This window comes from Deinococcus puniceus, assembly GCF_001644565.1.
In the GTDB taxonomy this organism is placed as follows: Bacteria; Deinococcota; Deinococci; order Deinococcales; family Deinococcaceae; genus Deinococcus; species Deinococcus puniceus.
Genome location: NZ_CP011387.1, coordinates 1,618,066 through 1,644,495, shown reverse-complemented (window position 1 = coordinate 1,644,495; position 26,430 = coordinate 1,618,066). Strand labels below are relative to the sequence as shown.

Here is a 26,430-nt window from a genome sequence, read left to right as displayed (position 1 = left end):
CAGCGGTGGGCCACAGCAAAGGGGCAGGGTCGGCCAGTACAGGCCAGCCCCACCCCCATCAACCTTGTCCGGACGTGGTGTGCGGCCTCTAGAACAGAAGCCCGCCCACTCGTTCCACTCCGCTAGCACACAACAAGCGTGCCCCAGCGGAACAAACTTATTTCTTGCCCACCAACGAAATCGTGTTGTAGGCTTCGCTGCCCAGTGGGCTAGGAACCCAGCCTTTCAGGTAGGTGCGGGCCGCCGACAGCGGGTTGCTGTGCACCATCGGAATGCGGTACTTGGCGTTGTAGGTGATTTCGTGAATCTGCGAGTAGGCCTTGGCTTTCTCGGCCTGCGTGGTGGCGGCGCGGCCCTGCTCCAGCAACTTCTGAAGTTCGGGTGGGTTCCAGTTGATGTCATCGGAGGCGTTGGGGCCGTAGTAGGCGCTGTAGAAGTTGTCGGGGTCGCCGTAGTCGCCCGTCCAGCCGATCATGTACATATCGAAGCCGGGTTCCTTGTTGCGGTCTTCGAGGTACTTGGCCCAGTCCTGCGTTTTCAGGTTCACCTTCACGCCGATGGCGCTGAGGTCGGCGGCAATGGCTTCGGCAATCGGCTTGGGCGTGGGGAAGTACGGACGGCTGACGGGCATGTACCACAGGTCGATGGAGAACCCGTTGGGGTAACCTGCGTCGGCCAGCATCTTCTTGGCGGCGGCGGGGTCGAACTTGTAGTCGGTGGGCACTTTGGTGCTGTTGGCCCACGCCAGTACAGGCGGCACGAAGCTGGCGTTGCTGATGCCGAGGCCGTTCCAGAACGCTTCAGCGATTTCTTTCTTGTTGATCGCCATGCTGATGGCTTCACGAACCTTGGCGTTCTTGAGGAACTCGTTGCGGTTGTTGAGGCTGACGAAGCCGACGTTGAAGCTGGGGCGCTTGACGGCCACCAGATTCTTGTCGTTCTGAATGTTGCGCAGGGCGTCGGGCGTCAGGTCGTTGGTAAAGTCGATGGTTCCGGCCTTCAGCTCGTTCAGGCGCTGAGAAGCGTCTTTGATAGAGCGGATGACGAGTTGATCCACCTTGGCTTTTTCGCCCCAGTACAGCTTGTTGGGCAGCAAGACCACGCGGTCACCCGTGCGCCAGCTTTGGAAGATGAAGGGGCCGGTGCCGACGGCTTTGCTGGCAGGCGTGCCGTACTTCGCGCCGTCCTTGCGAATGGCGGTGGGGCTGGCGATACCGAAGTAGCCGCTGCCGATCACGTTGGGGAACACGCTGCTGGACTTGTTCAGATCCACGCGCACGGTGTAGGCGTCGACCTTCACGATGTTCTTGATGACGGCGGTGGGGTCACCCTTGTAGCCGCCCAAAAGTTCGCCCACAATTTCGAAGGTGCGGCCCTGATCGCGGAAGCCGAAGGGGTGCGCCTTGTCCCACCAACGGCTGAGGTTGAAGATCACGGCGTCGGCGTTCATGGGGGTGCCGTCATGGAACCGCACGTTGCGGCGCAGGTTAAACGTCCACTGGGTCGCGTTGGCATTGCTCTTCCAAGAGGTGGCGAGGCCGGGCACGGGGTCGGTGGTGCCGTTCTTGAAGTCGACGAGGGTGTCGTAAATCTGGCGCTGCACCAGAATGCTGATGCCGTCGGTGATGTTGGCGCTTTCCAGCGACACGGGATCGCCGTTGGCCCCGAAGACCAAGGTGGCGGCTCCGGCGGAGGAGAGGGTGGCCAGAGCTGCGGTCAGAAGCACGTTCTTAAAGAGTACTTTCTTCATGAAACCTCCAAACATCCCGCCACACGTTCGCCGCCCCCTGAGGAGGGCGTCCGATCATGAATGGCGGATAAAACGTGTCAAGCGTGCGCTTAGGGTAGGGGTGCAGACAGAGGGTGTCAAGCCAACAGATTCCGGTTGACAATTGACCGCCTGTCATGGGTGGGGCACCGACACACGTAAAGGCCCGGCCAGTTCTTTTTAACCGTCATATAACCGCTCTGGGGCATGCTTTGGCCATGAACAAAAACCTTTCCCTCTTGGCCCTCACCGGAACCCTTGCGCTGGGCGGGTTTGTCGGCTACGGCCTGAATGAACGCAGTAACGCGCAGGTGACGCCCAACAGCCCCACCACCGTTCAAACCTCTGTGACCACTCCTTCTGCCACCACCTACGACAATGGCCGCGCCCGCACCGAGGCCGAAGCCAACACCGTGCAAGTGGTCAAGCAGCGCCAGAACGGTCTGGTGTACATCGGCGTCACGGAAGGGGCTGACGACAGCGCCGAAGCCCAGATGCGCCGCCGCCTGCAAGACCAGTTCGGATTCCCCATTCCCGAAGGCGGCGAGGCACGCACCGGCACGGGCAGCGGCTTTTTCGTGAATGCGGCGGGCGATATCATCACCAACAATCACGTTGTGGAGGGAGCCAGCGAAATTACCATTCGGCTGCACGGCTCCAAGAAGACCTACAAAGCCAAAGTGGTGGGCCGCGCCCCCGATTTCGATCTGGCCCTTATCCGCGCCGAGGGGCTGCCCGCCGGAGCCATCCAACCGATTCCGCTGGGCGACAGCACCAAGCTGGACGTAGGCTTGAAAGCCATTGCGATGGGCGCACCGTTCGGGCTGGATTTTAGCGTGTCGGAGGGCATTATCAGCAGTCTGGAGCGCACGGCTCCGGTGGGCACCCGGCAGGTGTATCAGCAGGTCATTCAGACCGACGCGGCCATCAACCCCGGCAACTCCGGCGGCCCTCTCCTGAACAGCGCAGGTGACTTGATCGGCGTGAATACCCAAATCCTGACGGGTGGCATCGGCCAGAGCGCGGGCGTCGGCTTTGCGATTCCGGTGAATACTGTGACCAAGTTGTTGCCCCAGCTTCAGGCGGCAGGCGGCAAAGTGGTACAAACGCCCTCTCTGGGGGTCGGCTTCACCGATCTCAGCGCCCTGAGCGACGAAGACCGTCAAAAGGCCAAGTTGCCCGCTGCTGGCGCGTTGATTCAGCAGGTGTACCCCAACAGTCCCGCTGCCGCCGCCGGATTGAAGGGCGGAACGGGCAACAGCCTGAGCCTGAACACTCCCGGACAAGCTGCAGAACCCCTCTTTACAAACGGAGACATCATCACCGCCATAGACGGCCAAGCGATCACTGAAGGCGAAGATTTGCGCCGTCTGATCTTGGGCAAACGCATCGGGGACAGCATCAAGCTGACCGTGCAGCGTGACGGCAACAAACGGGATGTGACCGTAAAATTGCAACCCTTCACGCTGCCTACCACCGAGTAAACAGCCTGCTCTAGCTGAATAACGGCCCCAAGTCCGTCATCTCTCCCGTTGCCTCCGCGCCCCTGAACGTGTAGCCGCCGAAGATGTCCAGATACCCCGCCCGCGAAAGTTGGCGGGTTTGTCCACTTGGCCCAGTGGCCTGCACCGCGTCTCCGCGCACCGTAAAGCGGTATTCGCCTACTTCGCGCACCTCTTGGCGGCGGCCCCGGCCATGCACTACGCACGCAGCCACCCGGAATTCCTGCCCGCCGCGCACCGCCAACAAGTCCAGCAGGGCAGAGGCAGCGATGGGTTCGCGGTTCACGTGCGATGGGGCTGTGGCAGAGGCCGACATAGAGCGCGAAAGATAGCAGGTTGGCGGGGGTAGGGGTGAGTGGCGCAGAGATTGCCCTCACCTAACCCCTCAGACGCCCTCAGCTCACCACCGTTCCTGCCCCCTCCAGCGCCGCTGTAATCGGCAGTCCGGCGCGGGCGTCGCCAAAAATTACGCGCTTTACTCCGCCCTGTACGGCTTCGGCAGCCCCCAGTACCTTCTTTTTCATGCGGTCTTGGGCGAACTCCAAGTAGCTTTCCACGTCGGCGGCGGGAATGGCCCGGATCAGGCTGGCTTCGTCGGGGTAGTTGCGTAGCAGGCCGGGAACGTTGCTCAGCAGCAGCAGTGCGTCGGCTTTCAGGGCTACGGCAAGGGCGGCGGCGGCGCGGTCTCCGTCTACGTTAATGGCCACGCCTTCATAACTGGCAGCGGGCGGCGTCAGCACCGGCAGGTAGCCCGCGTTCAGCAGCAGGTCAATCAGGCCCGTGTTGACCTTTTCCACTGTTCCGGTATGATCCCCCCGCAGCACCTTCACTTTGCCGTTTTCCACGGCCCGCACGCTGTCCTTGTGCCGTCCCTCAAAAATCCGGCCATCCAGCCCGCTCAGGCCCACCGCGTTCACGCCGAGACGTTGCAGCCGCTCCACGATGCCTTTATTGATCTTGCCGCAGTACACCATCTCAAAAATTTCGAGCGTTTGGCGGTCTGTAAAGCGCGAGGTGTAGCCGCTGGGGCTGGTCACGAATTTGGGCGGATGGCCCAAGGCTTCGGCCACCCGGTTGGTTTCGCCGCTGCCGCCATGCACCAGAATCAGCCGCTCCCCGGTCTTCCAGCGGGCGGCGAGGTCTGCACATACGGCGTCGTAATCTATTCCGGCGCTCCCGCCGACCTTCACAACAATCATGCGTGCAAACTTAGCACATGTTAAGCGTTCAGGCGAGACACTATCCAGACGATAAGTACGAGTGTGCAGGCGGCCAGCCACATCAGCGCCGCACGTTTGTACACCCGCTGGTAGGATTCCTTGTACGTTTTGTGCCGCCAGAGCCGCTGTGCTAGCCCCGATCCCAGCCACCCGCCCCACCATTCGTAGCTGTGCAGGCGGTCTTCCGAGATTCGCCAGCGGTGGGCGGCAGCCAAGTTTTTATCGTGCCAGATAGCAATAAAGGCCACCAAGCTCCAGATAAGCTGCCACCCGACAAACACACTCACGGCGAGATCTAGGGTGTTCATCACGCCCTCATTTTCCCACAGTCGTGTTTGCGGCGAGTCAGGTTAAACCTTAACTCTACAGTCAGTTAAGCGGGGAGTCCACCGCTTTCTACAGCCCAAACATGCCCCGCTGCTGAGGCTGTACCAAGTCCAGATATTCGGCATGCTCGCGGATAAATGCAGCGACGAAGGGGCACATCGGCACCACGTCCACGTTGCGCGCCCGTGCGTCGTCCAGCGCGGCCCGCACCAGAATTTTGCCTAGGCCTTGGCCTTCGTGTCCTTCCTCTATTTCGGTGTGCGTGAGCATAATGGACGGCCCGGCGGGGCGGTATTCGGCCACACCCACGACGCGGCCCGCCAATTTCAGTTCATAGCGCCGCTCGGCTTCGTTGTTGTGGACTTCGGTGGACGGCGCAGGTTCGTTGGCGGTCATGCCAGAGCCTAAAGCATGGAGAGGGGCCGAGTCTGCTGTTCCGAACCGTATAACTCTGCGTTCAGAAACGGGGCTAGGGCCAGAGCCAGCCCCATTCGCCAGACGTCGGCCCGGTCTGCCAGCCCACCCGTCAGCACGCCCACGCTGCCCACACCGCGCTTCACGTCCACGGTACCCAGCAGGTCATCCATGACGCTGCCCAGCTCCTCGCCCCCTTGCACGCGAGCCAATACCGGGGGCGGCAGGCGCATCTCCGCCGTTCGCACGGTTTCCAGCTTGCCGCTGTGGGCCACCGCCACCATGCCAAACAGCCAGCCGTTGCCGTCGGCGTTTAGTCGCACGCCGCCCTCCAGCCCGATTCCCCAAGCGTCGGCGCTTTGCTCGGCTTCGGCCAGTTTTAGTGCCGCCCACGCCCGGTTCACCGCTCCCCACCGCGTTTCTTCCTCGCCCAAAGGTTGATCGGGCACGCCGCTGGGAACGTCGCGGCCTACCACCACGGCTTGCGGTTGCAGTTGCCCAAACACATCTTGCACGGGCCGGACTTTGGCCGGATTTTGGCTGCCCACGATGACCAGTCTCATGCGTCTGTTTCCCTGCCGATTCCCCCACCGAAGACCGGATCTTCGCCGCTCCAGTCGCCGTGCAAGCGCCGTATCAGGGCCACCTGCCCCCAGTGATAGGCGTTATGAACGGCCAGATCGGTCAGAATGTCCCGTGCCCGCTCCGACGGGTCTTCGGCCAGCATCACGGCTTCGGCCAGTGCCAAAGCGATTTCCAGCCGAGTCTGCGCCAGTTGTTCGGCGGTAGGCGGCGTGCCGGGCCACACTTCCAACCCTTCTGGCCAACCTGTAGCCCGCCCCGACGCCAGATCCAGGCTGGCCCGCATGGTCACATTCAGGTGGTGCAGCACATCTGAGATGGTGTAGGGCAGTCCCGGCACAAGCTTGGTCGCCCCCTCGAACGTCAGTTCCTTCAGGATGTATTCCGGCTCCCGGAAGGCGGCGCTGCCACCCAGCGAGGCTTGCAACAGGTTCATGCCCCCAGGCTAGCGCCTCTGGCTGGGCGAGAAGATAAACATCACCCAAGCGCGGCAATAAGAGTCTGCTAAGGCCAGCTTTCTAGACGGTAAAGCCGCCGTCATGCGGTACCCAGAACCCTTTGAGACACTGAAGATCAGGAAGAACTTTCGGTCAGAACCTCTGACCACCTGTAGGCAGGAGTAGCCCCAATGACCCCCCAGCTCGATCCCAGACTCCCCGCGTCCCAGCCCAGCACCCCCATAGAAATTTTGCTGGTAGAAGACAGTGAACCGGACATTATCCTGACTCAGGAAGCTTTCGCCGAGGCGGGCGTCACCAACAACTTGCATGTCACCCGCGACGGCGTAGAGGCCCTCGAGTTCCTGCGCCGTCAGGGGCCATACCGCCTCGCGCCGCGTCCAGACGTTATTTTGCTGGACATCAACATGCCGCGTATGAACGGTCTGGAAGTCCTGTCGGTGATCAAACACGATCCCAATCTGATGACCATTCCCACCATCATGCTGACCACCAGCGCCGCTGATGAAGACATCTTGCGGTCTTATCAGGCGCACGCGGCCAGTTACGTCGTCAAACCCATCGAGTTCGATACGTTTTACGCGGCCATTCACGCGCTAGGCCGCTACATGCTGAGCATCGTGCGTTCGCCGGGGCCGGGGTAAGGGATTGTAGAACGGAGGCTATGGCTGGTGGCACAGGCAAAACGCGGGGGCATTCATTTCAGCTCAAGCTGCCCCCGCCCTCCCTGCACTCTCCGGTTACGCCGGATGCAGTCCCGCGAATTCCAGCCCCGCCGTTTCCTCCCACCCATGCGCGATATTGAGGCACTGAATAGCGTGTCCTGCCGTGCCCTTCACCAGATTGTCTATGGCGCTCATCAGCACCACGCGGCCCGAATCCATGTCCATCTCGAAGCCCAGATCACAGTAATTGGTGCCGTCCAGCAACATGGGATCGGGGTAACGGTGAATGCCGCGCGCCACCTTCACGATGCGGATGAAGGGTTCGGCGGCGTAGACCTCGCGGTAGGCGCTCCACACGTCGCGGTCACTGTAGCCGTCGGGAATCCACGCCTGAATGGTGGACAAAATGCCGCGCACACGGGGCGTGCTGATGGCGGTCAGGTGAATGGGGAAATGGCCGGGGAGTTCTTGCTGCACTTCGGCGGTGTGGCGGTGGCCCACAGGTTTGTACACGCGCAAGCTTCCGGCCCGCTCCGGGTGGTGCGAGGCGTCCGAACTGCTGGCCCCCGCCGCGCTGCTGCCCACCAGTCCGGTGGCGATGATGTCTTTGGGTAGCAGCACGCCTAATTTAAGGAGCGGGTACAGCGCGAGAATTACGGACGTGGCGAAGCAGCCCGCGCAGGCGATCCGCGTGGCTCCCCGGAGTTCCTCGCGGCGCAGTTCGGGGTTGCCGTACACCCACTGGCCCAGCAAGTCGGGGGCTGGGTGCGCTTCTCCATACGCCTGCTGGAACACTTCGGGGTCTTTGAGTCGGAAGTCGGCGCTAAGGTCTACGATCACGCGGCCCTTGCCCTCAAATTCGGCGATACGTCCGGCTGCACTGCCGTGTGGGAGGGCCAGCACGATGATGTCGGCTTCTTTCAGTTCGGCGGCTTTGCGAAACTTGAGGTTGGTGCGCCCGCGCAAATTGGGATGCACCAGCGCCACAGGCTGCCCCGCGCTGCGCTCACTGGTGACCTGTGTCACTTTCAGGTGAGGATGCCCCAGCGCCAGTCGAAGGAATTCCCCGCCCGCATACCCGCTGCCGCCCACGATTGCCACGCTGAGAACGTTGTTGCCCTGATCAGATGAAGCCATGCTGCCAGTTCAGCACAAAACGCCGCGCCGAATGTTCCGAGTATTTACAAACGTATAGCTAAACCCTGTTACTGCTTGGCATACACAAGGTCGATGACATTCGGGAGATCGGGCTTGAGTTTTTCGCCTGCGGCCGCTCGCTTCCGCAGTTGCTCTGGTGTCAGCCATTCTGCCCCGCTGAAATCGTCGGGATTCAGATGAGGCAGGGTGTCTATACTCACCTCGTAAATCCGCATAAAGCAGCTTATGCCTGTGCTAAACGGCGAAAGATCGGCCATCACCCGCCAGCCAAACTCCCCAACATCCACATTCAGTTCCTCGCGGGCTTCACGTACAAACGAGTCGTCCAACGATTCGCCCGCTAGCGTGTAACCGCCCACGCTGAAATCTAGCGCTCCCGGCCAGCGCGTTTTGTGTGCTGCACGACGCGGAAACAGCAGTTGGCCAGCACTATTTCGGAAGAAGGCATTGACGCCCCGCACGCCCTTCACGCCGTCCGAGACCGAGCGCCACAGCACGCCCGACACCGCTCCGGAATCGTTCAGCAGATCAAGCAATTCATCGTCGCCAGCGTCAATCACGCGTCCCAGCAACGTACTGAAATAGCTCAGCTTGCGCCCCGGCAAGGCTGCCCGCAACGCCCACCACAGCGCATGGCCCTCGCGCTCGAAGGCGGCGTCTTCGTTCTCGCCCGCCCCCAAAAAGTTGGCCCGCATCGGTAGGGGTGACATAGGGTCACTCATATTCAGCGTGGAATCGAAGGCGTCGGCCCACGCTTCTAGCCGCGCTGTCAGTGTGTTCGGCAAGCCCAGTGTGGCCGGGTCTAGGTTGTCTCCACCTGTCTCCCACAGCGGAAAACAGTGGTAGTCGGCCATCAGCTTGAGGGTCAGATTATTTCCCTTCCCCGATCAACGTCAGCCCGATCAGCGTCAGGTTGGCGTTTTTGCCCTCACTCACCACCGTCACCGAAGAAATCACCTTGTCGGGCTTGGGGTTCACCCAGTCCAGCACGGGCACAGCGACCTCTAGACCGTCTTTGGTCTGACCCGCCCACGCCGGGGCCGGAATCATGGAGGTAGTCAGCGTGTCTGTCCAAGCCCGGATGTGCCGCCCGTATTCCAATGGCTGATTGATCAGGCTGCCATCGGCGTAACGCACCTCGTAGCGCCCGATGACCTCGCGGGCGGTGGCGGCGGGCCAGCCAGTCGTGTGCAGGAAGGCAATGGACGTGGCCTTGCGCCCCAGTTCCAGCGTCACCCGTTCGGGCAAGTCTTTGGCGGCGGGCCGAGAACCTTTCAGCATCACCGCACCAGACACGTCGAATTTGTATGCGCCGAAGCGGTTGACACCTGTTTTTAGATTCCGCAAATCTATGTCCGCACCCTTCAAAATCCAGCCTTTTTCATCGTCGTCAGTCAGCGAACGCGTGACCAGCGGGGCCAGATTCACCACCATGCCCGATGTGGCCCGGTATGCTTCTGGTTGGTAGGTGGCGCGGTAAATGCCCTCAGCGTTGGGCACGCTCCCCGCCGCCGGGTTCCAGAAGGCGTTGGCCGCCCGCACGAACGGCACGCCCTGATCTGCCGCCCCGTCCCAGATGCTGGGGTTGCCAAAATAGCCTGTCCAGCGCGTCTGGATCATGCCGGACGCGCCCACCAGCGCGGCCACTTTGGCGTAGCCTTCCGCGTTGCCTACCTCGGCCCAAGACGCGCCCAGCACCGGAAATCCCAGCGCCTTGATGCGTTCCAGCAGGCCAAAGCTGTTGCCGGGAGCGTAGTTCCAGTAGGCCACCTGAATATCTTTGGGCAACTGCGCGGGCAGCGTGGCAATCACGGAGTCGGCAAACGCGGTGTCGTGCCACATCATCGTGCCCACACTCTGCTCTTTCAGAAAGCCGTGTAGCTTCACTACGTCGTCTACAAACAGTTTCTCGAAGCCCACTGCCTTGCCGTTTTCGCGGGCCGGAAAGCGGTCACGGTTCCTCACCTCGTCGTGCCCGATATGAATGACCTTGGGCTGAAACACTTCCACCGCTTCCTTCAAAATCGGCAGGATGACCCGCGAATAGGTGGCCGGATTCAGGGTGTCGTAGGCCCAAGGATTCTGGCTTTCGGTGTCTTGGCGCAAGTCCATGTTTTTGCCGCCGTAGAACATCCAGCCCACGTGCCCCAGCGTTTCTAACAGCGGAATGGGTTCAAGGCCGTAGGAGCGGGCCAACGCCGCCACCCGCACCGCCTCTGCCTTGCTGGCCCCGCCGGGATGAGCGAAGCCGCCCGATTTGGCCGTGTCCCACTGCACGTAATTGCTCATGACCAGCACGCGGTTGTATTTCAGCGCGGCTAGCATAGGAATCAGTTTGTTGTTGATGGCGGCGCTGTACTGATCGAGGTAAATCATGGCAATGCGCTGAGACAGAGCGGGCGCGTCGCTGATGCGGGCAAACTTGAGGCCGTCTGCCGTGAGCAGTTGCCGGAGCGTTTGCGCCCCCAGATACGCCCCGCGTGCGTCTGCGCCGACCACATACGCGCCGCCTGCTTCCACCCACAGCGCGTAGCCTTCCGCGCCCGCCGCCGTCAGGCCCGCCGCCTTCACTTTGGCCGCCAAGCCCGTATCGGCCACCGTGCCCACCGTCACCAGCACCTTGCCTGAATCTGGCAACTCTGCGCCCAGCCGCGTTTTCCACTCGGCCCGTAGGTCACGCACGGCCCAAGCCAATTCAGGGGCATTGCCCACCACGCGCACGCCCAAGCCCGAGAGCGGCAACGTTCCCGCAGGGAAACTGGCCTGCTTGGGCGTAGGCACCAGCGTTCCATGCGGCGCAAGGGCGCGGGCATCGGGAACGGGGGAGAGTTGGAGTGGGGCGGCGTCGGCAACTCCGGGCAGGAGCAAACTCAGCAGGAGGGCCGCGCCCAACCGTGTTGCCAGTCGTGTTTTTGGTTGCATCTCAATCACCTTTGTGTATTTGCCTGACGTGAATCCGATGGGCTGAACCTGCTTACTGTCGGCAGCGGTCAATCCTGCCCCAACCTTCCGCCGCGCCCACACCATTGAAGGTCAGTGCCAGAGGTTTCCCCAGCACCGCGCCTGAGCCGGATGAAGGTGAAACAGTGACCAGCACCTTCTGGCCCGTCAAAAGAATGCCGAAGAAGGCTGTGGCGTCGGCCTTCGCCAGCAAAACGGAGTCCGTCAATTCTGGATCGGCAGGCCCAAGCTTCAACGTGCGCGTGCTTCCGCCCCAAGTCGCCTGAAAGCGGAAGGCTTGTGCCGCCAACGATTGCTTCAGCACCAACCGCAATTCGTATTGGCCGCCATCCACGCACCGCATCACCAGATACTCCTCGCCGATGCGCGATTCGTCGGCTCCAATGAATAAAAATCCCCGGTGTACCCCATTGTCGGTGAATACGCCCACCCGCGTGCCCCCAATTAAATCCGGGGGCGTGTCCCAAATGCCGGGGGCGATCCGGGTTTCGTCGACAGTGGCGGTCAACGGGAATTCCGGTTGATCGTCCGGGCGGTAGGCGGGTTTATAAGGCGTAGAAAACGGCGCTGAGGCACGAGGCTTTTGCGGTCTGACCTTTTGGGCATGTGCCGCACCACACAGCAACAGGGCCGCCATCAAGACGGCCCTGCAATCTGACTCAACTCGCCCGGTTCCGGCCATTTCATCCTCCTCCAGAACAGCGCCGGAGGAAAATTCCATTCCGGAATCCGGCTTTTTCCTTTTCCTGCCAGTCGGGTAGGCCAGTTGAAAAGGGCTGGCCTACCGGAATCATCCTTACAGGCTCGCGTTCCAAGCCTTCACAATGTCATCAAGTGCCTGCTTGGCACTCTTCTGGCCTGCCATTGCCGCTTCCACGTTGTCCTTAAATACTTTGTTCAGTTTGCTGGCATCCGGGTACACCAATGTCAGGTCTTTGGCCTTTTTCAGTTCGGTGCTGCTCACCAGTTTGCCCTGATCGACAGCATTGGTTCCGCCCTGCTTAAAGAATTTGTCGGTGCTGGCCTTCACGGTGCTGGGGAAGGTGGTCTTGGTGACCTTGCTGAATTGCAACTGGTTCACATCGTTGGTCAGGAACAGTGCCAGCTTCTGCGACAGCGCCTTGTCCTTCACACCTTTGGGTACGGTAAAGCCCATCAGCGGCGTATGAATCACGTTTCCAGCAATGTTGATGGGATAGGGCGCGACTTTGGTCAGGTCATAAATGGCTTTATTGTCATTTTCTACCCGGAGGATAAACTGCGGCCCTGTAATCAACATTGCCAGTTTTCCGCTGGAATACAGCTCGGTAGCAGCCACGAAGCCCCGGCGCATGGTGTCTTCGGGAATGTAGCCACCTTTGTACAGGTCTACATAAGTTTGCAGCAGTTTTACATGCTCGGGGCTATTAAACACAGCCTTGCTGCCGCTCTTGTCAAAGATGGGAAGGCCCGCTTCCTGAAACATGAACAGCATGTTGATGTTGTTGATGTTGGGCATGAAGCCGTACATACCGGTCTTGTCTTTGATCTGCTTGGCCGCCGCGATCAGCGTCTGAATGGTGCGGGGCGGGTTGGCGGGGTCTAGGCCAGCCTTGCGGAAAATGTCGGTGTTGTAGGCCACGACTTTGGGAGCCCAGTACCACGGCAGGCCCATGTTTTTGCCCTCGAAGGTAAAGGTGCTGAGCGGGCTGGGGAAATAGCTCTTTTTCTGTGCGTCGCTCAGCGTCAGGGTTTCCAGTGCGCCTTGTTGGACCAACTTCACGGCCATATCGCTGCTGAGGTTCACGGCGGCAGGCGGGCGGCCCGAAGCGACGGCAGCCAGCAATTTCTGCTCGATGGCGTTGGCGGGCACATCCACCCATTTCAGGTTCACCGTCGGGTTTTCCTTCTCGAACTGCGACACCAGACGGTTCATCTCATCGTTAAACAATGGCGCGAGGCTGATCGTCCAGAATTCCAACTCGGTCTTCTGTGCGCCTGCGGTGGAAGCGGCAATCAGGGCGGCGGTCAGCAGGGCTTTTTTGTAGGTGGATGTCATAGCAACTCCTTGGAGTCGGCTGGCCCAGTCTGTGGTGTGGCGGGCTGGCCTTGAGGTCATGTTGAGATTGCGCTCAGAGTAGCGTGTGAATCTAACGGCAACCTGAGAAACGGGCGTCCGCCTCTCATGCGCCCGGTGTGCCACTCCGCAGGGCTGCGGCAAACCAGCGGGTTACGTGGTCTGGACGGGTAATGGCGCTGCCCACCACCACGCACAGCGCTCCCGTTTGCAACGCTGCCGCCGCCAACTCCGGCGAATTGATACGCCCCTCGGCGATAAAGGGCAGTCCTGCCGCCGCCAACGCCTCCATCAACGCGAAATCTGGCCCTGTGAGTTGCGGACTGTGAGGCGTGTAGCCGCTCATGGTGGTGCCCACGATGTCTGCGCCCGCCGCATAGGCTGCCCGCGCTTCCTCCAACGTGCTGACATCAGCCATAGCCAACGCACCCGCCGCGTGTGCCGCCTCAATTAATTTTGCCACGCTGTAGGGGCGCGGCAAATCGGTGCCGTCGAAGGCCACGATGTCGGCCCCGGCTGCCGCTACTTCCCGCACCTCGCCCGGTGTAGCCGTGATATACACGTCGGTTCCGGGATGCGCCTGCTTGGTCAGCCCGATAATCGGTACGTCCGTCATCGCCCGCACAGCCCGAATATCCTCTGCCGAACGGAGGCGCAGGCCCGCCGCGCCGCCCAAAAGTGCCGCCCGACTCAGCGCCACGATATGCACCACTTCTCTCAGGGGGCTGCCGTCGTCGGCCTGCACGCTGACCACCAGTTGCCCGCGCAGGCGTTCGAGAGCGGCGGGCAGGGGAGAACGGGCTACTTGTTCGGTCATGGGGGAAGCCTAAGGCATCGGCGGGGGACGGGGGGCACAAGGCGTCTAAGGGTCTAAGAACTGCTGACACACCTGCTTAAGCCTTTTGTCTGCGGAAGAAGCTACCACCCAGCACCGTCCCCGCCCCAGCACCTTAGACCCTAGACCTTTAGACCAGGCATCCGCAAACGCCACCGCCACACCCAAGAAGGCACAGCCCATCCCCCAATCCGTATTACCCTGAATCCCGTGACCCCACAAACATCCCGCCCGCTGCACGGCGCACTGGCTATGGTAGACATCCCCGGCCCTGTCCTAGACGCCGACACCGCCGCCCACCTGACCCGGCACGGCGTTCGGAGCGTGTGCCTGTTCGGTAAAAACATAGAGTCGGCGCAGCAGCTTTCGCGCCTGTGTGCCGACTTGCGGAACGTGCTGGGCGAGGGGGCCCTGATTGCCCTAGATCATGAAGGCGGCGCAATTCTGCGGCCCACCTTCTGGCCGTTTGCCCCCTCGGCCATGAGCCTCGGCGCGGCAGATGACCCCGCCCTGACCGAAGAAGTGAACGCGGCGCTCGCCCGCCAACTGCGCTCGGTGGGCATCAACTGGAACTTTGCGCCCGTGCTGGACGTGAATGTGAACCCCGCCAATCCCGTGATAGGCGAGCGGGCTTACGGTGCAGACGCCGCGCTGGTGACCCGGCACGGGCGGGCAGCGTTGGCTGGACATGCCGCCGGGGGAGTCGCCGCCTGCGTCAAGCACTTTCCGGGGCACGGCGACACGCACCTCGATAGTCACAAAGCTTTGCCCCGCGTCAGCAAAAGCCGCGCCGAACTGGACGCCACCGAATTCGCACCCTTCCGCGACTTGCTGCCCGTGACCCCCGCCATCATGACCGCGCACATCGTGTACGACGCTCTGGACGCCGTTCACCCCGCTACATTGTCGCGCCCAATCCTCACCGACTTGCTCCGCGCTGAATGGGGTTACGATGGAATAACTCTGACAGATAGTATGGGGATGCAGGCCATCGATTCCCACTACGGACGCGGAGAAGCAGCGGTGCTGGCGCTGCGGGCCGGAGCCGATCTGGTCATGGCCCTAGGCCGCCGCGAAGCCCAAGAAGCCACCCTGAACGCCGTGCAAGCCGCCCTGCCCACCCTGAATCCCGGCGAACTGGATGCCAGCCTGCGCCGCCTGCACACGCTCGCCGCCGCTTACCCGTCCGCCTCCACCCCCTTCGATCCCGCCACCGACGCGCCCCTGTTTGCCGAAGCGTGGGCACGCGGCCTAAGTGGTTACCAAACTCCGGTTGCGCCGCCCCCCGGCTCCCGCGTGTTGCTGGTAGCCCAGCGCCGTGTGCAGCGCGAAAACGTCAGCGAGGCCAGCGTAGATGCCGACACCTTGGCCCGCGAACTGGGCAGTGTGTATTCGGTGCAGCTTCACGCTTACGACGCACCCGAAGAGCTGGACTGGGCAGCCATTCGCGCCGCTGGTCTGCCCGTCATTCTCGCCACCACCACCCGCCACCGCCAACCCGCGTTACTGGGGGTGCAACCCGATCTGCATTTGGCCCTCTACAACCCGTATGCCGTGCTGGACGTAGATTCGCCAGCGGTGGTGTCGTTCGGCTTTCGGCCCGAAGCCCGCGCCGCGTTGCTGGGCTGGCTGGGCGGCGGGAGGGAGCTGACTGGACGTCTGCCCTTTGCCGGGGCGATCAAATGACTCCTCCGACTGCTGCCGAAATCCACACGCTCTGGGCTGCCGCCCTGCCCGAACTGCTGCCCCATCCACACGGCTTAGAGCAGCGCTTGGGTGACCCCGCTCACCTCCTACAGCGCCGCGCCCCGGACGGAACCTTGCTGGCCGCCCTCGCCCTGCGCCCGCCCGAAGCCTACGCCCATGCTCATATTCGGCTGCTGCTTGTTCACCCGGAGTTCAGACGGCAAGGGCTGGGGCGCTCGCTGATGCAGGAAGCCCGCGAACGCCTCGGCCCCGTCGCACTGGCGCTTGGCGAAGAACGCGGCCACTTTTTGCCTGCCCCCACAGCGTCCAGCCTGCCTTTTTTTGAAGCCTTGGGATTTACCCCGACAGGCCGCGAAAGCTCGGACATGGCGCTTGACCTGCGCTCGCCCCTGCCCGCGTCCGAGCTTTCGCCCGAATTTCGCGTGACCGACGCCAGCCAAGACAACTTGATACCGCCCCTGCTGGCCTTTGCCGAAGCCGTCTTCGGCCCCCGCTGGAAGCACGACGCCGGAGCTGTGGCCGCCCGCGACGCCTCGCAAGTGCTGATGCTGATGAACGGCCCGCAAGTGGCCGGATTCGCCCTGACCGGCCTAGAAACTGACGCCGCCGTGCTGCCGTCCTTCTTCTTCCCAGATGCGTTACGAAAAGCAGTGGGACTAGAAGGGTTGGTAGGCGGCCTCGGCCCCATCGGAATTCACCCCGACCTGCGCGGAGGCGGTGTGGGCAGCGCCTTTATGCTGGCCGCCATGACCCATCTTCAAACTCGCGGGGCACAGGCGATGGCCATTGATTGGACGAATGTGGCCCCGTTTTACGAGCGGCTGGGGTTTAGGGAATTCGTGCGGTATTTCCACATGCGAGGGTGAGAGCTGGGGTTGCCACGAGAGCTGAGCGACGTTGAACGGAGGCCAGACATTCAGAACGTGGATCGTGGAACGTGGGAAAACCAAACCACGATCTACGATCCACGTTCTGTAGAGCAGTTCTCCGAATTACACCACCGAAAAAAGAGACTTTCGGTGGTTCCATTCTCCGTCCTGCTCGATAAAATTCACTCGCTCCGCTCGGTCATTATTATGACAAATGTTGTAGTCCAGCTTTGGCTTTTACCGCTCCCATGGCCAAGCGCCCGGTGCCGCCGCGATGCCCACCGTTCTCGGCCCGGTATGAATGTTCAGCACCGGATTGACGCCCGCAACGCCTGCCCACACCACCGGATGCCGGGCCTGAACTGCCTTCAACAAGGCGTCGGCGTCGGCCTGTTCGCTGCCGTACAACAGGCCCAACCGCAGCGGCGTTCCTTCCCCATAGCGGGCCGTAATTTGCGTGGCAATCGCTTCTATGGCACTCCGGTAAGAGCGCACGCGGGCCAAATTGGTATAGGTTCCGCTGGCCTTGTCCACTGTAATCACGGGCTTGAGGTTCAGCAGGCCGCCCAGCGTGGCCTGTACGCGCCCGATTCGCCCGCCGCGCCGCAGGTATTCCAGCGTCTCAATCGTAAAATACAGTTCGGTTTCCTGCTCTACGGCTTTCATCCATTCCAGCGCCGTTTGCAGGCTTTCGCCGCGTTCGGCAGCGGTCACGGCAGCATGTACCTGAAAGGCCTGCGCCGCGCTGAGCGTGCGCGAATCGTGAATGGTCACCTTCGCGCCGTCCATCACCTGCGTCGCCTGCTCCGCCGCGTTCCGGCTGCCGCTGAGGCCCGCGCTGATGGTCACGGCCAACACTTCTGGCGTGCCCGCCGCCCGGTAAGCGTCGGCCCAGTCTTGCGGCGTGGGCTGGCTGCTGGTGGGGTGTTCGGGGTTGCTCGCCAACTCGCGCAGCAGGTCTTCCCGGCTGATTTCATGCGTGCGCCGACTCACGCTGCCAAAATTCACGCTAAACGGCGCTATTGGCACACTGTTCTTCAACTCCGCGTAGGCGTCCAGCCCACCGTCAGTTACGACTCCAAACTTTGCCTGCCCAATTTGTCCCTGTCCAGTCATCACTCGATCACCACCTTATTCATCTGCTCGATAAGTCGAAGGGCCGCCGTGTGGTCTACGTCGCTGCCGACGATGTTGGCCGCCGCCCGCATCAGGGCCGCCGTCTGCGCCAACATCGGGGCGCTGCTGTGCGTGCTGTTCACCATATCCAGCGCAATGCCCGCGTCTTTGGCTAAGAGCCCCAGCCCAAACGTGGCCGGAAATTCCCGCGTCAGCACCCGCGCCGGAATCAGGTTCTGGCTGGCATTGCTGCGCCCGCTGCTGGCATTGATGACCTCCAGCGCCGCGCCCAACTTCACGCCGCTGCGCCCCAATACGGCCAAGCCTTCCCCGGTGGCCCACAGCGTCACGGCCAACAGCGCATTGTTGATGGCCTTGACCGCAAAGCCCGCGCCCGTGTTGCCCACCCGGATCACCCGCCCCGCGAAGGCGTCCAGCAGGGGCCGCACCCGTTCTAGGTCAGCTTCCGCACCGCCCACCATCACCGTCAGTTGGCCCGACACTGCGCCGCCTGTGCCGCCACTGACCGGAGCATCCAGAAAAGCCACGCCGCGCTCTGCCAGGGCCGCCGCCTGTCGGGGTGCCGCGTCAGGATGCCCGCTGGTGCAGTCCACCCACACCGCGCCGCGTTTCAGGGCGGGTAGGGCGGCCAGTACTTCATCAAGGTCGGCGCTGGTAGGCAGGCAGGAAAACAGCACGTCGGCTTCGGCCAAGCTGTCAGGCGTGGCAAGTTCGCTGCCGTAGGTCTGGGCGTGCGCTTCGGCCCGCGCCGCTGTGCGGTTCCACACCAACGAGCGCCCGTCGGTGGCCTGTGCGTGCCGCGTCAGGTGGGCGGCCATCGGCGTGCCCATCGCGCCGAGGCCCAAGAATGCAGTCGTGAGGGTCATAGATGATGGCAGGCTAGCGGCTCTCTCGCCTCTGGCCTGCCATTCTGAACCGAGTACAATCTTTAGGATTGAGGTTTGTGCGTGGCTTGTCTAAGGGTCTGAAAGTCGAGGGTCTAAGGTGCTAGGGCGGGGACGTTGCGGTGTGGCTGCTTCTTCCACACATAAAAAGGGCTTGAGCAGTTGCCTTTAACCAGTTCTTAGACCCTTAGACCAACCCCAAGCAACCTCAAACGTCTCCCACTTTCCCCAAACTCAGGCTCCCCTCCGTGCCCCCAAAGCGTTCGCGCAAAAAGCGCCCCTGCGTCAGCAAGCGGTCTGCCGCCGCGTGGTCATGGCGCAGGGCTTCCCGCACGCCGTCTTCCATCAGCGCGATCTGCTCGGTCAGCAGCGTTTCGGGCGACTGGCCCTGAGCTTCCAGCGCCCGCCGCGCTCCGTCGGTGAGTCCAAGGTAGGCCCGCAAGGTGTCGGGCAAGTACGATTCCCGCGTCTGGCGCAGCAGATAAGCCGTGCGCGTGTCGGCGTTTTCGGTGCCTTTCTGGGCGTCGGCCACCGTAGACAGCAGCGCCCAAGCCCGCGCTCTGGCCTCGGCGGGCAGGCGCAGGGTCAGGGTCTCGGGGGCGTCCTGCACGGTGGGGTGTGGGGCAGGCAACGCGGCCAAGGCTTTGGCTGCTGCCGCTGGCAACGCCTGCCCTGCTTTGGCCGCCGCGTCCTCCAGTTGCCACGCCCGCTGCCGCGCCTGATTGTTGCTCTCCACATACTTGATTAGGGCAATGCCGCCGAAAATCACGATCAGAATCAATACGGCAATCATGCGTTCATCCTAATCCAACCGGCCTAGCCAACCGGCTCAGGGTTTGGGCGTGCTGGCCGCCGTCTGCAAGCTCTTCATATCCAGCAGGAAATTGCCGTCGGCGGGCAGCATCACTGTCTGAATGGTGGGAGCCAGTTTCTCGGCCACCGTCAGCTGAATCAGTTGAGGATTTTCACGCAGCGCACGCCCCCGCAGCGTCAGCGCCTCGGCGTCGCCGCGTGCTTTGGCAATGGCCGACTTGGCCGCGCCCTCGGCCACCACCACTTCACGCTTGGCACTGATTTCGGCCTGTTGCAACTTGTTGCGCTCCACCGCGACTTGTTGCTCGGCGGCCTGCTTCAACTCAATGGCCTTGGCGATACTGTCTGGAATCCGCAGTTCGCGCAGCAGCACGGCGTCCAGCAGCAGGTTGTTCTTGGTGAACACGTCGCGCAGTGCGCCCGAAATGCTGGCCTCCACCTGTTGCCGCTTGGTGCTGATGATGTCGGCGGCGCTGAATTGCCCGATGGCGTCGCGTACCTTAGAGCGAATTTGCGGGCTGATGACGGTCTGAACGTAGTTGCGCCCCAGTTCCTTATGCAAAATGGCCGCTTTGCTGCGGTCTATTCGGAACTGCACGGTCACGTCTGCCGTGATGTCCAGTCCTTCCTGACTGCGGGCGCGAATCGCCCCGGACTCGCCGCCGTCCTCATCGGTATGGGCCAGCGTGATCTCTTGCAACCGGGCGTCGTACAAGTTCACGCGGTCTACGAACGGGGTCACGAAATGCACGCCTTCCTGAATCACGCCGGGCTTGACGCCGCTCAGGGCGCTGAACACTACGCCCACATGCCCCGCCGGAATGACCTTCACACTCTGGCCGATCAGGAGTGCCGCCGCCACGACGCCGCCCACCGTCCACAGCAAGCGGCGAGAGGGGGGAGTGCGCTGCACGGGCGCGTCGTTGCCCATCTTGGGAAAAGAGCGGGCGCGCTTGGTGTCGCTGCTGGCTTCATTGTCCGCCGTGTTGCCCGGCGTGCTGTTGTCGGTCATATGCCTGAGTACGAGGCTCGGTACGGCAGAGTTGCCGGGATCACTCGAATGCTGTGCCGCGTGTCCAATCCGCCACCACCGAAACCGGACGCGGCCAACGGCGCAGACGCTCGAACATCGGTATCAGTTCCGCTGGAGAAACCGTGACCTCAAAAAGCCGTTCGAGCAGAGGGTGAGCGTTGACCCATAGCCAAGCTGCGTAGGCGTGGTAATTGTCGCCGTCGCTGGACGCAACCAGAGACAATTCCCGCTCATGGAAGGCCGCAGGCAGCGCCAATTGGCCCCAGTTGCCGTCACTCAGCACACAGGCACGGGCGTGTGGCCGCAGGCAGGTCAGGAGTTCTGAGAATCCCGCTGGACTCGCGCTGCACTCGAAGCCCACATCGAATTGATCGTGGTCGGTTTTGCCGGGCCGGAGTGCCTCCGCGCCAAAGAGCCGCGCCAATGTGCGCCGTTCAGGGTCAGGTTCCAGAACTGTGACGTCCTGAATGCCCAGGCGAGTGAGATTAAAGATAGTCAGCAAGCCCAACAGGCCAGCACCAGCAATCAATACACGTTCATCAGGACGGGGCGCGACCTTGCGGATGCCTTTAGCAGTTTCCTCGCCCAATACGGCGGCCAGAGCTGTCCGGTCTGTAATGTCTGTCGGAACCTCTATGCAGCGGCTCGCCTGAGCAATAGCTGCGCTGGCGTGTCCGTAAAAAGCCACCACACGTGTACCTACAGCAAGGTCAACGCCAGCGCCTGCCTGTTCCACCACGCCCAAGCTCTGATAACCCAGCGAATAGGGGAGAGCGTGAGCCGTTCTGCCGTCCACCACGCTCAATTCTGAGGCCACACTCACAGCGCTCAACAGGGTTCTGATTCTTACCTTTCCCTCAGCGGGTGCATCCAGTTGATGCGTCTCCCAAGTCATACGCCGCAGCCCATCAAGGCGCAACTGCTGGGCCTTCACCCCTCCACTTCCTCCCCGTCCACATAGACCCACGCCCCGCTTACCTGCTCGAAGCGGCTGCGTTCGCGCAGGCTGTAGCGTTCGCCGCCCGGCAATTTCAATGAGGCCGTGAACTCTACCGTTTCGCCCGCCGCCGTATGCACGCGCAGGCCCATGTAGCGCGTGCCGTCGTTCAGGTCAAGGTGGCTGGGGCGGGTGCTGGCGTGCCAAGTGTGCAGCACAAATGGCAGATTGCCCAGAGCGTATGCCGTATACCGCGCCCGCATCAGCGTTTCGGGGGTGGCGGGGGGCCGGGAGCCGTCGTGGGCAGGCCCGCAGCACGCGCCGTAGCTGCGGCCCGACCCACACGGGCAAGACTTGAACGGCGGATAGGCGAGCGGCATAAGGGTAAGGTAGTGCAGGAGCAGGCGCTTCGGTAAGTGGTCAGCAGAGGGTGAGGAGTGGAAAAAGCCTGGTAGCCGCATCATCCATGCCCTGAGCAAGACGGGCCGCTTTCGGGGAGCCGCCCTACTGTGAACGCTGTGCTGGGCATTTTAAATTATCGTCCGAATCTACCGATTATCGATGCAATACTTATATGCCGCCTACCTCTAAATCCCACGCACTTCCTCAATAATACGGTTCTCGACACTGCATCTCATCACCAATCCGTTGGGAAAGATTTCAAATTCATACTCTCCTCCGCACTGAAGACATCTCCATTCTGTTTTTTCGTATTTCTTGATCTCCTCTAGGGATAAAAATGCATCGTCTATTTCTTATCTAAGGGCGCTTATATCATTTTGGCTTTGAAATTGCATACTCTGGCCTCCATTATCCTATACACAGATTGACTGGCTTGCCTTCACGCCACAATAACGGCAGGGGGATTAGGCGAATGTGCCAGCACAGGCCACCCGGCGGGCATAATGAGGCCCGATGACCGCGCCGGACGTAATTACTTCTCTTCAAAATGCCCTCGTCAAGCGGTTGGTGCGCCTGCGTACCCGCCGCGAGCGCGAGCTGGACGGCGTGATCGTGATCGAGGGGGCCAGAGAAACCACACGTGCTTTGGCTTCTGGCGTGCGCCCCAGCCTGACCGTGACCTGCCCGCCGCTGTACAGCCCCGAAGCGTTGGCAGTGGCCCACACCCTCACGGGCGAGCGTGCCGAACTGTCGCGCACCGCCTTCGAAAAGGTCAGTGGCCGCGAGAACCCAGACGGCTTACTGATGCTTGCCCCCACGCCTATGCCTGTGCTGCCCGACCCACCCGAACAGGCGACGGTGATCGTGCTGCACGGCCTGGAGAAACCCGGCAACGTGGGCGCGATTCTCCGCAGCGCCGATGCAGCCGGGGCGCACGCGGTGTTGGTGCTGGGGCGCGGCGCTGATCCGTATGGCCCCAACGTGATCCGGGCTTCTCAGGGCAGCGTGTTCCGGGTGCCTACCGCCGTCCTGACCGAAGAAGAAGCGTGGGTGTGGCTACTGCGGCACGGCTTTACTACTGTGGCCTGTACGCCCGACGCGCCCCACGCCTACTGGGACGCCCCCCTCACTGGCCGCGTGGCCCTGCTGCTGGGCACCGAACACGAAGGCTTGCCCGAAGAATGGCGCACCTCCCGCAGTGCGTCCAGCCTCAGCGTCGGTATTCCGATGCACGCTGCACCCGGCGGGGCCGACAGCCTGAATGTCTCTACCGCCGCCGCCCTCGTGCTGTTCGAATGCGTGCGCCAACGCCGCAGCCTGTTGACCCAATCTCACCACCCACAGTTTTCCTCCGAGGTACAACCATGACCAATTTGGCGTCCACCCATTCCAACGACCCCTACCGAGAATGGCTGCGGCAACGACTCGGCCAAGAAATGGGCGTGCGTGAAGCCGAAATGACCATTCAGGGCGCGGTGCAGCGCCGGGGTTGGACGGCGGTTCGGGCGCTCGGCCCGCGTGACGTGGTGGCTGTACTGCAAGACGTGTACAAAGTCATGCGCGATCAGGTGGGCGAGGGCCGCGCCGACAAATGGCTGGAAGTGGCCTCCACCGATCTGGCACAGTTGGCCGAAACGGTGCCTGTGCCCACCGTCACGCCCGCGTTTACCGAGAGTGCGCCGCGTGCCCTGCGCTGGGGCCGCCGCGCCCACGATCTGGCGTTGCTGCTGGCCCGCTCTCACGCCGAAATTGCCATGCGGAGTCTGGGGGCCATCCGCTCCAATCCAGACCTGTCGGCCCTCGAAACCGCCGCCGAATGGGACGTGCAGGCCACCCAAGCCGAAGTGCGCCGCTGGGAAACCGAGGACATGCTGACCAACTTGCGGGCCGACCATGCCCGCGTGGAAGTGGCCGATCAGGTGGCCGCCTCCCGCGCTCAGGCCGAACTGCTGTTCTTACGCGTAACAGAATTGGAAGGTGGGAAAGGCCGCGAGCAGGCCACGCCCGCGCAACTGGCCCACAGCCGCTTGATGCTGACCCAGACCACCTCGTTTCTGGACGCCTTTGCCCCGCTGGTGGCCGAAGAAGACGCCGACACGCCCCTGACCATGCTGGATATGAACCTCGACAACGCCCGATTCTCGTTGGGTGTGCCGCTGCATCCCAACGTCCTCCGCGCCCGCCACACCCTCAACTATGCCCAGTGGCAGGCCGGAGAACAGGTCAATCAGGCTCCCGTTGTGGCCGAGGCCCGCCGCAATCTGGCGCAGGCCGAGGCCGAAGCAGGCGCGCAACTTCACGCCGCGCTGGACGCCGCCCGCACCCACCAGACGGCCCTGCGTCAGTTGGCCCAGACCGTTGAAGCCTTGGAAACCCGCGCCGTACATCTGAAGGCCAATGGCGGCGATCCCCTCAGCCTCGCCCGTGTGCGCTTCGAATGGCGTCAGGCCCGCGCTTCCGCCCGGATTCAGAGTCACCGCATGGAAGAAGCGATTCGCCTGCTGGAAGCGTTGGTGAGCGAGCCGGGGGACTTCCGGTAAGTGGGCGGGGTGGATTGGAGGAGAAGGGCAAGAGCGGTCTGAGGGTCTACGAAGGTCAAACGCTGACGCTCGTCTGTTGGTGGGTTATGCCGTCACCGAACCCGCCCCAGCACCTCATACCAAATTGCGATGATTTGCGAAAATCATCCGAGCGGAGCGAGTGGCAAAAGTACGGGCTGGCGCCGATGGACGAACATCCGGTGGGGTTGCGGATGTTCGGGAATCAGAGCAAGTCCGGATCAGACTCTCGACCTTTAGACCCTTCGACCTCGTCCCCTGGCCGTGTTAACCTTCCCGCCATGACCACAATTCAACCCGTTGTGAGCCTCCCCAAACGCCACGAAGTGCCCCGCGAGCAGACATGGGATATCGAAGCCATGTACGCCACCCCGCAGGCGTGGGAAGCCGACGCCGAAGCCTTGCCCGCCGACATAGACGCGCTAGCTGCCTATTCGGGCACGCTGGGCCAAAATTCTGCCGCGCTGCTGGCCTACCTGCAAGCCGAATCCGAATTGGAACTGCGCCTGACCCGCTTTTTCTCCTATGCCTCCATGAATGCCAGCGTCGACGGACGCGACGCGGAAGCCGCCGCCCGCCGCGACCGGGCCAGTGGCATCGCCGCCCGCTACGGCAGCGTCACCGCGTTTGCCCGCCCGGAACTGCTGGCGCTCGATGAAGCCACGTTGGCAGGCTGGATCGCGCAACCCGAACTGGAACCCTTTCGTATCCGTCTGGAGCGGATTCTGCGCCAGAAACCCCATGTGCGGAGTGCCGAAGTCGAAGAACTCTTGGGCGCGGTGCAGGCTCCTTTTTCCTCGGAACGCGGCATTCACCCCGCACTGGTGAACATGGATTTGCGGTTTGGTACGGCAGGCGGCACGCCCGTAACGCAGGGCAACGTAGACCGCCTCACCACCGACCCTGACCGCGAGATTCGCCGCCAAGCATGGGAAGGCTATGCCGACGCCCATTTGGCCGTGCAGCACGCGCAGGCCGCCGCCTATTCCACCAACGTTCGGCAAAATGTGTTCTTGGCCCGCGCCCGCCGTTATCCCGATGCCATCACGGCCACCCTCGCACCAGACCGCATCCCCACCGATGTGGTCACGACCCTGCTGGACACTTACCGCGCCCACACCCCCACTTGGCACCGTTACTGGAAGGTGCGCCGCGAGTGGCTGAAGCTGCCGGAACTGCGCGAGTACGACGTAAAAGCCTCGCTGGTGCCGCCTGTGCCCGTGGACTACGCGCAGGCCGTGGAGTGGCTGGCCGAAGGCATGGCCCCGCTTGGCCCCGATTACGTGACTGAGATGCGGGCGGGCCTGACCACCGAGCGCTGGGTGGATTACGCCGAGAATGACGGTAAACGCCAAGGCGCGTATTCCAGCGGCGGCGGGCGCGTCAAGCCGTACATCTTCATGACTTGGAACGGCACGCTCGCCAGCTATTCCACCCTCGCCCACGAAATCGGCCACTCCATGCACTCGCTTCTCTCGGCCCGTGAGTATCCCTTCAGCGTGCCGCGCTACACGCTGTTTCATGCCGAAGTCGCCAGCAATTTCAATCAGGCGATGGTGCGCCAGCATTTGCTGAAGGGGGCGCGTGAGGCAGGCGATACCCACATGGAAGTCGCGCTGATCGAAGAAGCGTTGGGCAATTTCCACCGCTACTTTTTCATCATGCCCACGCTGGCCGCCTTCGAACTGGAAGCCTACCGCCGCGTCGAAGCGGGCGGCAGCCTCAGCGCCCCCGACCTGAATACTCTCACCGCCGACCTCTTGGCGGAAGGCTACGGCGACGGCGTGACGATGGATCGTGACCGCAGCGGCATCCTCTGGGCACAGTTTTCCACTCACCTGTACGCCAATTTTTATGCCTACCAGTACGCTACGGGCATCAGCGCGGCCCACCAACTGCTGAGCCAATTCGACGCCGACCCGGACGCCGCCCGCGAGCGCTACCTGACGTTCCTGAAATCCGGCGGCAGCCTTGACCCCATCGACGCCCTGAAAGCAGCGGGCGTGGATATGCTCTCGCCAGAGCCGGTGCAAGCCACCTTCCGCACGTTGGCCGGGTATGTAGACAGGTTGGAGGAGTTGTTGCGGGAGCGGCAGAACTGATTGAGGTCATTTCGACGGGCATAAAATTTCGCAAACATGGAC

The 26,430-nt window shown here is 62.3% G+C and carries 26 protein-coding genes; 7 read left to right on the top strand and 19 right to left on the bottom strand.

Features of this window, described 5'->3' with window-relative positions:
• Positions 1–157 precede the first annotated feature (157 nt).
• Positions 158–1,750 carry an ABC transporter substrate-binding protein gene (locus SU48_RS07485; RefSeq protein WP_064015919.1) on the bottom strand — a complete coding sequence of 531 codons (1,593 nt, stop codon included), beginning with the start codon at positions 1,748–1,750 and terminating at the stop codon, positions 158–160.
• A 236-nt stretch (positions 1,751–1,986) separates the two neighbouring features.
• Between SU48_RS07485 and SU48_RS07480 the strand changes: the two genes are divergently transcribed.
• The gene (locus SU48_RS07480; protein WP_064014709.1) at positions 1,987–3,252 is read left to right on the top strand and encodes a S1C family serine protease; all 1,266 of its coding nucleotides are present in this window, start codon (positions 1,987–1,989) and stop codon (positions 3,250–3,252) included.
• A 10-nt stretch (positions 3,253–3,262) separates the two neighbouring features.
• Here the strand turns inward: SU48_RS07480 and SU48_RS07475 are convergent, their stop codons facing one another.
• The 6 genes from SU48_RS07475 to SU48_RS07450 form a co-directional block, all read right to left on the bottom strand.
• The gene (locus tag SU48_RS07475) at positions 3,263–3,586 is read right to left on the bottom strand and encodes a hypothetical protein (protein ID WP_064014708.1); all 324 of its coding nucleotides are present in this window, start codon (positions 3,584–3,586) and stop codon (positions 3,263–3,265) included.
• Between the two features lie 79 nt (positions 3,587–3,665).
• Entirely contained in the window at positions 3,666–4,469 is an 804-nt protein-coding gene (locus tag SU48_RS07470; RefSeq protein WP_064014707.1) for a [LysW]-aminoadipate kinase, read from the bottom strand.
• Between the two features lie 20 nt (positions 4,470–4,489).
• Positions 4,490–4,798, bottom strand: coding sequence for a DUF1294 domain-containing protein (locus tag SU48_RS07465; RefSeq protein ID WP_231881559.1), 309 nt, complete (start codon positions 4,796–4,798; stop codon positions 4,490–4,492).
• An 88-nt stretch (positions 4,799–4,886) separates the two neighbouring features.
• Positions 4,887–5,213: a GNAT family N-acetyltransferase gene (locus tag SU48_RS07460; RefSeq protein ID WP_064014705.1), complete on the bottom strand. Its 327-nt coding sequence runs from the start codon at positions 5,211–5,213 to the stop codon at positions 4,887–4,889.
• An 8-nt stretch (positions 5,214–5,221) separates the two neighbouring features.
• A complete protein-coding gene (gene yjjX, locus SU48_RS07455) occupies positions 5,222–5,794 on the bottom strand; it encodes an inosine/xanthosine triphosphatase (protein ID WP_064014704.1) in 573 nt (190 codons plus the stop codon).
• The gene (locus SU48_RS07450) at positions 5,791–6,249 is read right to left on the bottom strand and encodes a hypothetical protein (RefSeq protein WP_064014703.1); all 459 of its coding nucleotides are present in this window, start codon (positions 6,247–6,249) and stop codon (positions 5,791–5,793) included. The genes yjjX and SU48_RS07450 overlap by 4 nt, the downstream gene beginning before the upstream one ends.
• A 192-nt stretch (positions 6,250–6,441) precedes the next feature.
• Between SU48_RS07450 and SU48_RS07445 the strand changes: the two genes are divergently transcribed.
• Positions 6,442–6,915 (top strand): response regulator, encoded by a 474-nt coding sequence (locus SU48_RS07445; RefSeq protein ID WP_064014702.1) that lies wholly within the window; start codon positions 6,442–6,444, stop codon positions 6,913–6,915.
• 96 nt (positions 6,916–7,011) lie between these two features.
• Here SU48_RS07445 and argC read toward each other — a convergent pair whose 3' ends face one another.
• The 6 genes from argC to SU48_RS07415 form a co-directional block, all read right to left on the bottom strand.
• A complete protein-coding gene (argC, locus tag SU48_RS07440) occupies positions 7,012–8,073 on the bottom strand; it encodes an N-acetyl-gamma-glutamyl-phosphate reductase (protein WP_157451116.1) in 1,062 nt (353 codons plus the stop codon).
• 68 nt (positions 8,074–8,141) lie between these two features.
• Positions 8,142–8,948, bottom strand: a complete 807-nt coding sequence (locus SU48_RS13925; RefSeq protein ID WP_082869712.1) for an NUDIX hydrolase — start codon at positions 8,946–8,948, stop codon at positions 8,142–8,144.
• A gap of 16 nt (positions 8,949–8,964) precedes the next feature.
• On the bottom strand, positions 8,965–11,016 hold the full coding sequence (locus tag SU48_RS07430; RefSeq protein ID WP_064014701.1) for a beta-N-acetylhexosaminidase: 2,052 nt from the start codon (positions 11,014–11,016) through the stop codon (positions 8,965–8,967).
• A 52-nt stretch (positions 11,017–11,068) separates the two neighbouring features.
• On the bottom strand, positions 11,069–11,692 hold the full coding sequence (locus SU48_RS07425; RefSeq protein WP_064014700.1) for a hypothetical protein: 624 nt from the start codon (positions 11,690–11,692) through the stop codon (positions 11,069–11,071).
• Positions 11,693–11,851: 159 nt separating this feature from the next.
• Complete coding sequence (locus tag SU48_RS07420; protein ID WP_064014699.1) at positions 11,852–13,093, bottom strand: ABC transporter substrate-binding protein; 1,242 nt, start codon at positions 13,091–13,093, stop codon at positions 11,852–11,854.
• Between the two features lie 124 nt (positions 13,094–13,217).
• Complete coding sequence (locus tag SU48_RS07415; protein WP_064014698.1) at positions 13,218–13,928, bottom strand: N-acetylmannosamine-6-phosphate 2-epimerase; 711 nt, start codon at positions 13,926–13,928, stop codon at positions 13,218–13,220.
• 228 nt (positions 13,929–14,156) lie between these two features.
• On the opposite strand from SU48_RS07415, the gene SU48_RS07410 reads away from it, so the two are divergent.
• Positions 14,157–15,632: a glycoside hydrolase family 3 protein gene (locus SU48_RS07410; protein WP_231881558.1), complete on the top strand. Its 1,476-nt coding sequence runs from the start codon at positions 14,157–14,159 to the stop codon at positions 15,630–15,632.
• Positions 15,629–16,519, top strand: coding sequence for a GNAT family N-acetyltransferase (locus SU48_RS07405; protein ID WP_064014697.1), 891 nt, complete (start codon positions 15,629–15,631; stop codon positions 16,517–16,519). The genes SU48_RS07410 and SU48_RS07405 overlap by 4 nt, the downstream gene beginning before the upstream one ends.
• Positions 16,520–16,759: 240 nt before the next feature.
• On the opposite strand, the gene SU48_RS07400 is transcribed toward SU48_RS07405, so the two are convergent.
• The 6 genes from SU48_RS07400 to SU48_RS07375 all read right to left on the bottom strand — a co-directional run bounded on the left by SU48_RS07400 (position 16,760) and on the right by SU48_RS07375 (position 21,706).
• The gene (locus tag SU48_RS07400) at positions 16,760–17,638 is read right to left on the bottom strand and encodes a DegV family protein (protein ID WP_064014696.1); all 879 of its coding nucleotides are present in this window, start codon (positions 17,636–17,638) and stop codon (positions 16,760–16,762) included.
• Positions 17,638–18,525, bottom strand: a complete 888-nt coding sequence (locus SU48_RS07395) for an NAD(P)-dependent oxidoreductase (RefSeq protein WP_064014695.1) — start codon at positions 18,523–18,525, stop codon at positions 17,638–17,640. Before SU48_RS07395 ends, SU48_RS07400 begins: the two co-directional genes overlap by 1 nt.
• A gap of 226 nt (positions 18,526–18,751) precedes the next feature.
• On the bottom strand, positions 18,752–19,336 hold the full coding sequence (locus tag SU48_RS07390; protein ID WP_064014694.1) for a hypothetical protein: 585 nt from the start codon (positions 19,334–19,336) through the stop codon (positions 18,752–18,754).
• Positions 19,337–19,372: 36 nt separating this feature from the next.
• The gene (locus SU48_RS07385; protein ID WP_064014693.1) at positions 19,373–20,368 is read right to left on the bottom strand and encodes a prohibitin family protein; all 996 of its coding nucleotides are present in this window, start codon (positions 20,366–20,368) and stop codon (positions 19,373–19,375) included.
• A 40-nt stretch (positions 20,369–20,408) separates the two neighbouring features.
• Positions 20,409–21,212 (bottom strand): zinc-dependent alcohol dehydrogenase, encoded by an 804-nt coding sequence (locus SU48_RS07380; RefSeq protein ID WP_231881557.1) that lies wholly within the window; start codon positions 21,210–21,212, stop codon positions 20,409–20,411.
• 107 nt (positions 21,213–21,319) lie between these two features.
• Positions 21,320–21,706, bottom strand: a complete 387-nt coding sequence (locus SU48_RS07375; RefSeq protein WP_064014691.1) for a YchJ family protein — start codon at positions 21,704–21,706, stop codon at positions 21,320–21,322.
• A 535-nt stretch (positions 21,707–22,241) separates the two neighbouring features.
• Here SU48_RS07375 and SU48_RS07370 point away from each other — a divergent pair.
• The 3 genes from SU48_RS07370 to pepF all read left to right on the top strand — a co-directional run bounded on the left by SU48_RS07370 (position 22,242) and on the right by pepF (position 26,388).
• Positions 22,242–23,096, top strand: a complete 855-nt coding sequence (locus SU48_RS07370; protein ID WP_064014690.1) for a TrmH family RNA methyltransferase — start codon at positions 22,242–22,244, stop codon at positions 23,094–23,096.
• Positions 23,093–24,268 carry a hypothetical protein gene (locus SU48_RS07365; RefSeq protein ID WP_064014689.1) on the top strand — a complete coding sequence of 392 codons (1,176 nt, stop codon included), beginning with the start codon at positions 23,093–23,095 and terminating at the stop codon, positions 24,266–24,268. Before SU48_RS07370 ends, SU48_RS07365 begins: the two co-directional genes overlap by 4 nt.
• A gap of 299 nt (positions 24,269–24,567) precedes the next feature.
• Positions 24,568–26,388 (top strand): oligoendopeptidase F, encoded by a 1,821-nt coding sequence (pepF, locus tag SU48_RS07360; protein ID WP_064014688.1) that lies wholly within the window; start codon positions 24,568–24,570, stop codon positions 26,386–26,388.
• Positions 26,389–26,430: the final 42 nt, after the last annotated feature.

What these genes read in the sequence shown, in the direction of transcription:
- SU48_RS07485 (WP_064015919.1), bottom strand. Translation starts at nt 1,750, where the DNA reads ATGAAGAAAGTACTCTTTAAGAACGTGCTTCTGACCGCAGCTCTGGCC.
- SU48_RS07480 (WP_064014709.1), top strand. Translation starts at nt 1,987, where the DNA reads ATGAACAAAAACCTTTCCCTCTTGGCCCTCACCGGAACCCTTGCGCTG.
- SU48_RS07475 (WP_064014708.1), bottom strand. Translation starts at nt 3,586, where the DNA reads ATGTCGGCCTCTGCCACAGCCCCATCGCACGTGAACCGCGAACCCATC.
- SU48_RS07470 (WP_064014707.1), bottom strand. Translation starts at nt 4,469, where the DNA reads ATGATTGTTGTGAAGGTCGGCGGGAGCGCCGGAATAGATTACGACGCC.
- SU48_RS07465 (WP_231881559.1), bottom strand. Translation starts at nt 4,798, where the DNA reads ATGAACACCCTAGATCTCGCCGTGAGTGTGTTTGTCGGGTGGCAGCTT.
- SU48_RS07460 (WP_064014705.1), bottom strand. Translation starts at nt 5,213, where the DNA reads ATGACCGCCAACGAACCTGCGCCGTCCACCGAAGTCCACAACAACGAA.
- yjjX (WP_064014704.1), bottom strand. Translation starts at nt 5,794, where the DNA reads ATGAGACTGGTCATCGTGGGCAGCCAAAATCCGGCCAAAGTCCGGCCC.
- SU48_RS07450 (WP_064014703.1), bottom strand. Translation starts at nt 6,249, where the DNA reads ATGAACCTGTTGCAAGCCTCGCTGGGTGGCAGCGCCGCCTTCCGGGAG.
- SU48_RS07445 (WP_064014702.1), top strand. Translation starts at nt 6,442, where the DNA reads ATGACCCCCCAGCTCGATCCCAGACTCCCCGCGTCCCAGCCCAGCACC.
- argC (WP_157451116.1), bottom strand. Translation starts at nt 8,073, where the DNA reads ATGGCTTCATCTGATCAGGGCAACAACGTTCTCAGCGTGGCAATCGTG.
- SU48_RS13925 (WP_082869712.1), bottom strand. Translation starts at nt 8,948, where the DNA reads ATGGCCGACTACCACTGTTTTCCGCTGTGGGAGACAGGTGGAGACAAC.
- SU48_RS07430 (WP_064014701.1), bottom strand. Translation starts at nt 11,016, where the DNA reads ATGCAACCAAAAACACGACTGGCAACACGGTTGGGCGCGGCCCTCCTG.
- SU48_RS07425 (WP_064014700.1), bottom strand. Translation starts at nt 11,692, where the DNA reads ATGGCGGCCCTGTTGCTGTGTGGTGCGGCACATGCCCAAAAGGTCAGA.
- SU48_RS07420 (WP_064014699.1), bottom strand. Translation starts at nt 13,093, where the DNA reads ATGACATCCACCTACAAAAAAGCCCTGCTGACCGCCGCCCTGATTGCC.
- SU48_RS07415 (WP_064014698.1), bottom strand. Translation starts at nt 13,928, where the DNA reads ATGACCGAACAAGTAGCCCGTTCTCCCCTGCCCGCCGCTCTCGAACGC.
- SU48_RS07405 (WP_064014697.1), top strand. Translation starts at nt 15,629, where the DNA reads ATGACTCCTCCGACTGCTGCCGAAATCCACACGCTCTGGGCTGCCGCC.
- SU48_RS07400 (WP_064014696.1), bottom strand. Translation starts at nt 17,638, where the DNA reads ATGACTGGACAGGGACAAATTGGGCAGGCAAAGTTTGGAGTCGTAACT.
- SU48_RS07395 (WP_064014695.1), bottom strand. Translation starts at nt 18,525, where the DNA reads ATGACCCTCACGACTGCATTCTTGGGCCTCGGCGCGATGGGCACGCCG.
- SU48_RS07390 (WP_064014694.1), bottom strand. Translation starts at nt 19,336, where the DNA reads ATGATTGCCGTATTGATTCTGATCGTGATTTTCGGCGGCATTGCCCTA.
- SU48_RS07385 (WP_064014693.1), bottom strand. Translation starts at nt 20,368, where the DNA reads ATGACCGACAACAGCACGCCGGGCAACACGGCGGACAATGAAGCCAGC.
- SU48_RS07375 (WP_064014691.1), bottom strand. Translation starts at nt 21,706, where the DNA reads ATGCCGCTCGCCTATCCGCCGTTCAAGTCTTGCCCGTGTGGGTCGGGC.
- SU48_RS07370 (WP_064014690.1), top strand. Translation starts at nt 22,242, where the DNA reads ATGACCGCGCCGGACGTAATTACTTCTCTTCAAAATGCCCTCGTCAAG.
- SU48_RS07365 (WP_064014689.1), top strand. Translation starts at nt 23,093, where the DNA reads ATGACCAATTTGGCGTCCACCCATTCCAACGACCCCTACCGAGAATGG.
- pepF (WP_064014688.1), top strand. Translation starts at nt 24,568, where the DNA reads ATGACCACAATTCAACCCGTTGTGAGCCTCCCCAAACGCCACGAAGTG.